Consider the following 9,877-nt stretch of genomic DNA (forward strand, 5'->3'; position numbering starts at 1 on the left):
CCGGGTCCCTGACACCGAGCGGCGCGCCTTATCCACCCTACAGCGGGGCCGGTTCTGTAGGGTGGATAAGCGCAGCGCATCCACCATTGGCCTCGCTGCCGACACGCTGTTGGCGGCGGCCACCCAAATTTGGAACTGCTGATGACGCGTGCAGCGCCTTGCCGAGTTCAGCACGCGTTGTTAGATTAGCCGGCTATCCTGAACCATCCCCCGGCGGGTGCGAAGACCGGCGGGCCCGCGCTGTCGCTGATTGGTGTCGGACCTGTCCGCGGGCCTGGTCGGTCGGAGTCTCGCTTCCGATCGTTCTTCGGGAAACCCTGTCGCCGCGCCCCGGATTATTCAGGGTGCTGTCAAGCGCCCCAGTTGCTAAGGTAAGTTACTGATGTTTATCAGACGTTTTCGTGGCATGTTCTCCACCGATCTGGCGATCGACCTGGGAACCGCCAACACCCTGATCTATGTTCGCGGTCAGGGCATCGTGCTCAACGAGCCCTCGGTCGTGGCGATTCGTCAGGACCGTGCCGGGGGAGCGAAGACGGTGGTGGCGGTGGGCGAGGAGGCGAAGCTGATGCTCGGGCGCACGCCGCAGAACATCACCGCCATCCGCCCGCTGAAGGATGGCGTGATTGCGGACTTCACCGTCACCGAGAAGATGCTTCAATATTTCATCCACAAGGTGCACGAGACGCGCATGGTGCGCCCGAGCCCGCGGGTGGTGATCTGCGTGCCCTGCGGTTCAACCCAGGTGGAACGGCGGGCCATCAGGGAATCCGCGGCCGGCGCGGGAGCGCGGGAGGTCTATTTGATCGAGGAGCCGATGGCGGCGGCCATCGGTGCCGGACTGCCGGTGGAGGAGGCGCGTGGCTCCATGGTGATCGACGTGGGCGGCGGCACGTCCGAGGTGGCGGTGATTTCGCTGCACGGCATCGTGTATTCCAACTCGGTGCGGATCGGCGGGGACACCTTCGACGACTCCATCATCAACTATGTCCGCCGTAACTACGGCACCTTGATTGGCGAGGCCACGGCGGAGCGGATCAAGCACGCGGTCGGCTCGGCCTTCCCCGGCAACGAGGTGCTCGAGATCGAAGTCCGTGGGCGCAATCTGGCGGAAGGCATCCCGCGCAGTTTCACGCTCAACAGCAACGAAATTCTGGAGTCCCTGCAGGAGCCCCTGGCGGGGATCGTCGGCGCGGTCAAATCGGCGCTCGAGCAGACCCCGCCGGAACTGGGTTCGGACGTGGCTGAGCGGGGGATCGTGCTGACCGGCGGGGGCGCCTTGCTGCGCGACTTCGATCGGCTGATCGAGGAAGAGACTGGCCTGCCGGTGATCGTGGCGCAGGACCCGCTGACCTGCGTAGCCCGCGGCGGCGGCAAAGCCCTGGAGATGCTCGACACCCGGGCGATCGACTTGCTCGCTACCGAGTAGCGGGGCGGTTTTCTCCGATCAAACCACTGTTTCTCCATGGGCCGTCGCCCACCTTCCGGGTGATCCTGGCGGTTCTCATGGCGCTCGGGCTGATCGTGGCTGACGATCGCTACCAACGTTTGGGGGCGGTGCGCGCGGCCGTGGCCGTCGTGGTCTATCCGCTGCAATTGCTGGCGGATCTGCCGATCCGCTATATCCGCGGCGCCCAGGGCCGACTGGTGGACGAGCGTCGGCTGCGCAATCAGAACCAGGCCTTGCGGCGTGAGAACATGCTCCTCGGCGCGCGTCTCCAGCAGCTCGCGTCACTGGAGGCCGAGAACATGCGCCTGCGTGACCTCCTGGGTTCATCCTTCAAGATCGGCGAGCGGGTCCTGATCGCGGAGATCCTGGAAGTGGACCTGGCCGATTATCGGCAGCAAGTCCTGATCAATAAGGGGACCAACTCGGGGGTCTATGTGGGTCAGCCGGTGCTGGATGCCAACGCCGTGATGGGGCAGGTGGTCGCAACCAACCCGTTTTCAGCCACCGTTCTGCTGATTACCGATGCGGATCATGCGCTCCCCGTGCAGGTGAATCGCAACGGGTTACGCACCATTGCCGCCGGTACCGGTCTCAGCCAGGAGCTGGATCTCTTGCATATTCCCAAGAATGCGGATATCCGGATCGGCGATCTGCTGGTCACCTCCGGAATGGGCGGGCGCTTCCCGCCAGGGTATCCGGTGGCCCGCGTGACGGCGGTCGGGCATGAGCCGGACAACCCCTTCACCGCGGTCAAGGCGGAACCCACCGCCCGGCTGGATCGCAGCCGCGAGGTCTTGTTGGTCTGGACCCTGACCCCCGACGAGCGTCCGGACGTCCGCGACCGTTCCGCTCGCCTCGGTTCCAGCGTGCCGGGTTCCGGCCTGAGCGAGCCGATGCCGGCCGGGCCATCGCCTTGAACGAGGATGTCCGGCGCGGCACCTGGGCGATCGTCGTCAGTCTCCTGGCGGCACTGTTCCTCAGCATTCTGCCGATGCCCGGCTGGATAGAGGATTTTCGGCCCCAATGGGTGGTGCTGACCCTGATCTTCTGGTCCTTGGCCCTGCCCCAACGGGTGGGCGTTTTCTGGGCCTTTGGCGCCGGGTTGGTGCTCGACGTGATGACCGGTGCGGTGCTCGGTCACCATGCCCTGGGGTTCTCGGTGGTCGTTTATCTGGTGGTGGAGCTTCACCAGCGGCTGCGCATCTTTCCCTTGTGGCAACAAACCCTGTTCGTCTGGGTGTTGTTATTGGTGGAGCGGCTGCTGTACCTGTGGGTGCTCGGTGCCACCGCGGCGCCGACCCCCACCCTGATCTACTGGGCTCCCACCTTCATCGGCGCCGGCCTGTGGCCCTGGACCTATGCGGTCCTGCGTGACCTCGGGCGCCGGGCGGGGGCCTGCTGAGCCATGCCGCGTGATTCCTGGCCGGTGGATTCCAGGCTTGCGGACCGGCAACGCGAGCAGCGCCTGGTCGCTACGCGCGCCATCATCGCGGGGGTCCTGGTCTTCGCCGCACTCGCGGTGGTGGCCGCGCGGTTGGCGCGGTTGCAGGTTCATGAGCATGAACACTTCTCGGTGTTGTCGCGGGACAATCGGGTCAAGGTGCAGCCGGTCCCGCCCGCCCGCGGGCTGATCTACGATGCCAAGGGCGTCGTCCTGGCCGACAATCACCCCTCCTTTTCGCTCGAGGTCACCATCGAAAAAGTCGTCGATCTGGACGCGACCATCGGCGCCCTCGCCGCCATCATCCGCGTGGACGACAAGGACCGGGAACGCTTCGCGCGGATGAAACGTCAGCGCGTGCGCTTTCAGGGCGTGCCGCTGCGGCTTAATCTGACTCCGGAGGAGGTGGCCCGCTTCGCCCTGGACAGCTATCGCTTTCCCGGCGTGGAGGTCCATGCGGAACTGCTGCGCACCTATCCGCATGGCGCGCTGACGGCCCACGTCCTCGGTTACGTGGGGCGGATCAACACGCAGGAAATGGAGCGCATCAATACCAGCGACTATGCCGGGACCAATTTCATCGGCAAGGGCGGCGTGGAAAAGGCGCATGAGTCACTGCTGCATGGGCACGTCGGCTATCAGCAGGTGGAGGTGAACGCCCGCGGACGGGTCCTGCGGACACTGGAAGGCAAGCCGCCGGTGCCGGGTCGGGATCTGCACCTGTTTCTGGATATCGAGGTGCAGCGCGCCGCCACGCGGGCACTGGGCGATCGTCGTGGGGCCGTGGTGGCCGTGGACCCACGCACCGGCGGCGTCCTGGCGCTGGTGAGTCAACCGAGCTTCGATCCCAACCCGTTCGTCGAGGGTATCGGGCAGAAGGACTATCACGCCTTGCTCTATTCGCCGGATAAACCGCTCTACAATCGGGCGGTTCGCGGTCAGTACCCGCCGGGGTCGACGGTCAAGCCCTTTGTCGGACTTGCCGGGCTGGTGACCGAGGTGACCAACGCGCGCAAGGCCACCTACTGCCCCGGCTATTACCGGCTTCCCGGCCAGAGTCATCGCTATCGCTGCTGGCGGCGCGGCGGGCACGGATCCGTGACCTTGGAGCCGGCGCTGGTGCAATCCTGTGATGTGTATTTCTACGATCTCGCCCATGCGATCGGGATCGAGCGTCTCAAGCCGTTTCTGGGCGGGTTTGGCTTTGGCGCACGCACCGGGATCGACGTGGCCGGCGAGATGAGTGGGCTGGTGCCGTCGAAGGAGTGGAAGGAGCAGGTGCGCAAACAAATCTGGTATCCGGGCGAGACGCTGATCGTCGGGATCGGCCAGGGCGCCTTTCTGGCCACCCCCTTGCAGCTCGCGGTCGCCACCGCGAGCCTGGCCAGCCGTGGACAGTTTTTCCAGCCGCGTGTCGCGCGTAGCGCCCAACTGCCGGGCGCGCCCGCGGCGGAGGACCTGCCGGTGGTCGCCCACCGGATCGATGTGGCCGACCCGCAGCGCTGGGACCAGATCATCCATGCCATGACTCAGGTGGTGGAGGGTGCGCGGGGGACCGCTAAAGGCATCCGCAGTCAGGACTACCGGATTGCCGGCAAGACCGGCACCGCGCAGGTCTTCACCCTGGGTCAGAACCAGTCGTATAACGCGGCGCGCATCGATGAGCGGATGCGTGATCACGCGCTGTTCATCGCCTTCGCCCCGGTCGAGGACCCGCGGATTGCCGTGGCGGTCATCGTGGAGAACGGCGGGCATGGAGGGTCGACCGCGGCCCCGGTGGCGCGCCAGGTCATGGATGCCTATCTCGGCGGGTCCACGCCGATGAGCGACCCGGGACCAGTCGATGGCGACTAGGCCCGGGTCATCCAGTCTCCAGTCGTTGGTCGACCCGCGGTTGGGGATCTTGCGGCGTCTGCATCTCGACACCCCGCTCCTAGGGGGCCTGCTGTTGCTCTGCGCTTTCGGTCTGGCTGTCCTGTTCAGTGCCGGGGACCGCGACCTCGCGGTGGTCGAGCGCCAGTTGCTGCGGCTCGCCCTGGCGTTCGGACTGATGTTCGTGCTGGCGCAGGTCTCGCCCGATCACCTGCGTCGCTGGTCGCTCCCGCTGTATGTGCTGGGTGTTCTGATGTTGTTGGCGGTGCTGCTGTTCGGCGACGTGGGCAAGGGTGCCCAGCGTTGGCTTGACCTGGGGGTGGTGCGTTTTCAGCCATCGGAACTGCTCAAGCTCGCCGTGCCCATGGCGGCCGCCTGGGTCTTGGCCGCGCGGCCCTTGCCGCCGGGTCTGCCGCGCGTGCTGGCGGTCGCCCTGCTGATCCTGGTCCCCGTGGTGCTGATCGCCGAACAGCCGGATTTGGGCACCGCGATCCTGGTGGCCGGTGCGGGGATCACGGTGCTGTTCATCGGGGGCCTGGGCTGGCGTTTCATCCTGCTGACCAGCGGGGCCGCGGGGGCCTTGGCGCCGCTGCTGTGGCACTCTATGCGGGATTATCAGCGCCAGCGGGTTCTGACCTTTCTGGACCCCGCGTCCGATCCGCTCGGGTCCGGTTACCACATTATCCAGTCGCAGATCGCCATCGGCTCCGGCGGCCTGCATGGGAAGGGCTGGTTGAACGGCACCCAGTCGCACCTGGAGTTTCTGCCTGAACGTCACACCGATTTCATCTTTGCGGTGATCGGAGAGGAGTTCGGGTTGTTCGGCATTCTGGTGCTGCTCGCCCTGTATCTCTTCATCATCTACCGCGGGCTCGTGATCGCGGTGAACGCCCCGGACACCTACGGGCGGCTGCTGGCCGGGGGGCTGTCGCTGGTGTTCTTCATTTATGTCTTCGTTAACACCGGCATGGTCACCGGCTTGCTGCCCGTGGTCGGTGTGCCGCTCCCGCTGATCAGTTACGGCGGGACCTCCATGGTCACGCTGATGGCTGGTTTCGGCATGTTGATGGCGATCCAGACCCACCGCAAATAGCTTTGTATTGAGCATCTTTGCGGATATACTCAAAGTAATGCCTGATAAGTGAGGCGCCCGTTGGCCGTCCGCGTGGGTGCGCGTGCGCGCAGCCTTGACCACGGCAATGACTTCAGTGGAGCGCTTGACGCGGAACCAGGGGCGGGCGGCGCCAGCGCGGCTGGCCAGGCATTCACGCTGTGGCGTTTACCGAAAATACCGGGGGAATTGTCCAATGAACGCGCGCAACGCGAGATTTCAGCAGGCGCTCAGCGGCCGACGATCTGCCGTCGCCGCCGGTGCCCTGCAGGCGGTCGGCATCTGTTGGTTGCTCCTGGCACTGGGCGGCTGCGCCAGCCAGGGGGGCGGTACAGCGGATGGCGCACCCGATGATCGGAATGCGCGTTTGGGCGACACGCCGGATGCGGTCCCGCGCGTGGAACCCCGATCCAGGTACGGCAACATGGCGACCTATGTTGTCCGCGGTAAGCGCTATTACACCAAGCAGGACAGCCAGGGGCATGTGGAGCGGGGGATGGCGTCCTGGTACGGAAAAAAATTCCACGGGCAAAAAACCAGTTCCGGCGAGCGCTATGACATGTACTCGATGACGGCAGCCCACAAGACGCTGCCCCTGCCGACCTATGCCCGTGTCACCAACGTGGAAAATGGCCGCAGCGCGGTCGTGCGCATCAACGACCGCGGTCCTTTTCATGGGCCGCGGGTCATCGATCTGTCCTATGCCGCGGCTACCAAGATCGGCGTGGTCTCAAATGGCACGGCGCTGGTCGAGGTCCGGGCCATCGATCCGGCACGACCGGATACCGACACCAGACCCTCGTCCGGTCCCTTCCTGGCGGCCAAACAGCCACCGGTCCGTTCGCCGACGGTGGCCGCCAGTGCGGCACCGCGGCGAACGTCGGCCCCGGCCAAAGCGTCCGCGTCGCGCGAGCGGGCCGTCGCCGCGGCACTCGCCGCCATTGCACCCAAGCCGCCGACGCCGCCCGCGACCGACACCAAGGCGCCGTCTCGGCCGCAATTGGCGGATGGCGGGGAGGAGGTCGTGGCATCGAAGCGCGCTTCAGCGTCCGACACCAGGACGGCCGCCGCTGCGCCCTCGGCTCCAGCGGTCGCCGCGGAGGTCGGCGGGGCAGGGAAGGAGGGGCTCTATCTCCAGGTCGGCGCTTTTGGCGATCCGCGCAACGCCGAGCGGCTGCGTGAGCGACTGACGGCCCAGTTGGCCGAGCAAGTGCGTGTGCAGCGCCCCGCGGAGGGCAGCGCCAGTCTTTACAAAGTCCGCGTCGGCCCCTTTGGATCGGAGGGCGAGGCGCGGCGGGTGTCCGCCAAGCTGTCGACCCTTGGCGTGACCGAGCCACGGCGGGTCTGGAACTGAGGCGGTGCCAAATACCCGGCGCACGGTTAGAATTAAGCGCCATTCGCCTGTTACCACCGCGAGTCTCCGATTACCCCCCATGAAGTTGCATCCCGCGCTGCTGCTGTGTCTGATTGCTCTCCTGCCCGCGTGGCTTGGGGCGCAGGGGGCATCGAGCACCCCAACCAACCCGTCAATCACTCCCCCGACCGCCCCTCAGGCCGCGCCGATCATCCCGGCCCCGCCCCAGATCGAGGCCAAGGGTTACCTCCTGGTCGACTTCAACACCGGGGCCGTGCTGGCTGAGTCCAACGCCGACCTGCGGCTGGAGCCGGCCAGTCTGACCAAAATCATGACCGGCTACACCCTCTATCGGGAACTGGCCGAAGGGCATGTGCGCCTGACCGACCAGGTGCTGATCAGTGAGAACGCCTGGCGCACCGGTGGCTCAAAGATGTTCGTCGAGGTCGGCAAACGGGTCGGTCTGGAGGATCTGCTCAAAGGCATGATCATCCAGTCCGGCAACGATGCCAGCGTCGCCTTATCCGAACATGTGGCGGGCAGTGAGCAGGTCTTTGCGGAGTTGATGAATGCCCAGGCCCAACGGTTGGGGATGACGAATTCTCACTTCGTGAACGTCACCGGGCTGCCCGACGCCAACCACTACACCACCGCCCGTGATATCGCCAAGGTCACTGTCGCCCTGATCCGTGAGTTCCCGCAATTCTACGTGTGGGACGGAACCAAGGAGTACGAATACAACGGTATCAAGCAGCACAACCGTAACCGTCTGCTGTGGCAGGATCCGACCGTGGACGGGGTCAAGACCGGCTATACCGAAAACGCCGGCTATTGTCTGGTCGCCTCCGCCAAACGCGATGACATGCGTCTGGTGTCGGTTGTGCTGGGAGCCAAGAATCCGCAGGCGCGTGCGTCCGACAGTCTGGAACTGCTGAACTATGGCTTCCGGTTCTATGAGAGCCATCGGCTTTATCCGGGCGGCGAGCCGGTGAAAAGCCTGCGGGTCTGGAAGGGCGATCGGGAGGAGATCCCGATCGGTCCGGCGCGTGATGTTCTGGCAACCATTCCGCGTGGCCGCTACGCGGAGTTGAGCGCCCGCATGGACCAGGCGCCGACGCTCACCGCCCCCATCGCGCAGGGTGCCCGCCTGGGTGATATTGTCGTCACCCTGGCCGGCGTGGAAATCTCACGGGTGCCCCTGGTGGCGCTCGAGGCCGTGGCCGAGGGTGGCCTGTGGGAACGGACGCGGGATACCGTGTTGCAGTGGTTTTGATTCTGCGGCGTGATCGACCTTAGGAACCGTTCATCGATCAGCTGAACAGGTCCATCAGGAAACGCCTTTGGCGTCGTTGTCGTTGTCGTTGTCGTTGTCGTTGTCGTAATCGAATCGCTTCTCCGATTACGACAACGACAACGATTGTCTTCACTGTTTAGCCTATTTCTGAGGCGTTACTCGTTGGCGTTGCCCTCGCTCGCCGCTCACAAACCAAGGTGCATGTCGGCAATGTCTCAACCGATCGAACCACTGTCCGAGCCGGCGTCCGCCGCGCCGACGCTGCTTCAGTTCCCCTGCAGCTTCCCCATCAAGGCGACTGGGCGGGCGGAGGGCGATTTCGCGGCCAGGGTCATTGCGATCGTGCGTCGACATGCCCCGGACTTCGACGAAGCCGCCGTCAGCCTGCGCGAGAGCAGCGGCGGCAAGTGGCTGGCGGTCACCGTCACCATCCAGGCCGAGAGCCGGGCCCAACTCGATGCGATCTATCAGGACCTCACCGCCGACGAGCGGGTGGTCTGGGCACTGTAGGGCGCTTGGCGGACATCACCATTCAGTCGGGAATGAACGCCGGGGCACCGCTCATCGTCCGCCGTCTGGCCGGGTTCCAGGATTACCGCGCCACCTGGGAGGCCATGCGTGCTTTCACCGACGCGCGCGACGCGGACACCCCGGACGCGATCTGGCTGCTGGAACACCCGCCGGTTTTTACCCTGGGCCAGGCCGGCCGCTTGGAGCATGTCCGCGATCCGGGTGCTATTCCGGTGGTGCAGACCGATCGCGGCGGTCAGGTGACCTACCATGGTCCCGGTCAGATCATCGCCTACCTGCTCTTCGACCTGCGCCGCTCCGGGGTTGGCGTCAAACGCCTGGTTCACCTGCTGGAGCAGGCGGTGATCGAGCTGCTCGCCGCAACCGGCATCGCCGCCGGCGCCCGCCCGGATGCGCCTGGCGTCTATGTGGCCGGAGCCAAGATCGCCGCGCTCGGCCTGCGGGTCCGTCACGGCTGCAGCTATCACGGCGTGGCGCTCAATGTCGCTATGGACCTCGAACCCTTTCAGCGGATCGACCCCTGCGGCTATCCGGGGCTCGCGGTCACCCAGCTTGCGGACCTGATCCCCGCGGTGGACTTCGAGGCGACGGCCGCGGCCTTGGGCGCATCCTTGCAGCGGGTGCTGCGCCAAGCCGTATAGCCGTCGGACGTGATAGCCGGACGTAGGGGCGGGTTTTAAACCCGCCCCTACACGGGGTATCAGGTACGAAGGCTAGAGCAGGAGCGAGCGCTCAGCGTCAAAATCCTTCGTGGGAGCGGCCTCCGGCCGCGATGGGGGCGCGCCGTGAACTCAGACGCTGCGGTGGCCTTATCGCGGCCGGAG

General features: G+C 65.6%; 9 protein-coding genes. All 9 read left to right on the forward strand.

Annotation, left to right across the window (positions count from 1 at the left end; genetic code table 11):
- Nucleotides 1–382 precede the first annotated feature (382 nt).
- Complete coding sequence (locus QZY03_RS21755; RefSeq protein WP_295584539.1) at nt 383–1,429, forward strand: rod shape-determining protein; 1,047 nt, start codon at nt 383–385, stop codon at nt 1,427–1,429.
- A 26-nt stretch (nt 1,430–1,455) separates the two neighbouring features.
- Nucleotides 1,456–2,367, forward strand: a complete 912-nt coding sequence (gene mreC, locus QZY03_RS21760; RefSeq protein ID WP_295584555.1) for a rod shape-determining protein MreC — start codon at nt 1,456–1,458, stop codon at nt 2,365–2,367.
- Nucleotides 2,364–2,852, forward strand: coding sequence for a rod shape-determining protein MreD (gene mreD, locus QZY03_RS21765; protein WP_295584542.1), 489 nt, complete (start codon nt 2,364–2,366; stop codon nt 2,850–2,852). The genes mreC and mreD overlap by 4 nt, the downstream gene beginning before the upstream one ends.
- 3 nt (nt 2,853–2,855) lie before the next feature.
- On the forward strand, nt 2,856–4,745 hold the full coding sequence (gene mrdA, locus QZY03_RS21770; protein ID WP_295584544.1) for a penicillin-binding protein 2: 1,890 nt from the start codon (nt 2,856–2,858) through the stop codon (nt 4,743–4,745).
- Entirely contained in the window at nt 4,735–5,856 is a 1,122-nt protein-coding gene (gene rodA, locus QZY03_RS21775) for a rod shape-determining protein RodA (protein ID WP_295584547.1), read from the forward strand. Before mrdA ends, rodA begins: the two co-directional genes overlap by 11 nt.
- A gap of 214 nt (nt 5,857–6,070) precedes the next feature.
- The gene (locus QZY03_RS21780; protein WP_295584549.1) at nt 6,071–7,228 is read left to right on the forward strand and encodes a septal ring lytic transglycosylase RlpA family protein; all 1,158 of its coding nucleotides are present in this window, start codon (nt 6,071–6,073) and stop codon (nt 7,226–7,228) included.
- Between the two features lie 79 nt (nt 7,229–7,307).
- Nucleotides 7,308–8,501 carry a D-alanyl-D-alanine carboxypeptidase family protein gene (locus tag QZY03_RS21785; RefSeq protein WP_295584551.1) on the forward strand — a complete coding sequence of 398 codons (1,194 nt, stop codon included), beginning with the start codon at nt 7,308–7,310 and terminating at the stop codon, nt 8,499–8,501.
- Nucleotides 8,502–8,723: 222 nt separating this feature from the next.
- On the forward strand, nt 8,724–9,032 hold the full coding sequence (locus QZY03_RS21790; protein WP_295584553.1) for a DUF493 domain-containing protein: 309 nt from the start codon (nt 8,724–8,726) through the stop codon (nt 9,030–9,032).
- A 32-nt stretch (nt 9,033–9,064) separates the two neighbouring features.
- Nucleotides 9,065–9,694: a lipoyl(octanoyl) transferase LipB gene (gene lipB, locus QZY03_RS21795; protein ID WP_295584557.1), complete on the forward strand. Its 630-nt coding sequence runs from the start codon at nt 9,065–9,067 to the stop codon at nt 9,692–9,694.
- Nucleotides 9,695–9,877: the final 183 nt, after the last annotated feature.

Origin of the sequence: uncultured Lamprocystis sp. (genome assembly GCF_903933125.1) — a bacterium.
Taxonomy (GTDB): Bacteria; Pseudomonadota; Gammaproteobacteria; order Chromatiales; family Chromatiaceae; genus Thiodictyon.

Excerpts from the sequence above, each read along its gene's own strand:
- QZY03_RS21755 (WP_295584539.1), top strand. The coding sequence starts at position 383 with ATGTTTATCAGACGTTTTCGTGGCATGTTCTCCACCGATCTGGCGATC.
- mrdA (WP_295584544.1), top strand. The coding sequence starts at position 2,856 with ATGCCGCGTGATTCCTGGCCGGTGGATTCCAGGCTTGCGGACCGGCAA.
- rodA (WP_295584547.1), top strand. The coding sequence starts at position 4,735 with ATGGCGACTAGGCCCGGGTCATCCAGTCTCCAGTCGTTGGTCGACCCG.
- QZY03_RS21780 (WP_295584549.1), top strand. The coding sequence starts at position 6,071 with ATGAACGCGCGCAACGCGAGATTTCAGCAGGCGCTCAGCGGCCGACGA.
- QZY03_RS21785 (WP_295584551.1), top strand. The coding sequence starts at position 7,308 with ATGAAGTTGCATCCCGCGCTGCTGCTGTGTCTGATTGCTCTCCTGCCC.
- QZY03_RS21790 (WP_295584553.1), top strand. The coding sequence starts at position 8,724 with ATGTCGGCAATGTCTCAACCGATCGAACCACTGTCCGAGCCGGCGTCC.
- lipB (WP_295584557.1), top strand. The coding sequence starts at position 9,065 with ATGAACGCCGGGGCACCGCTCATCGTCCGCCGTCTGGCCGGGTTCCAG.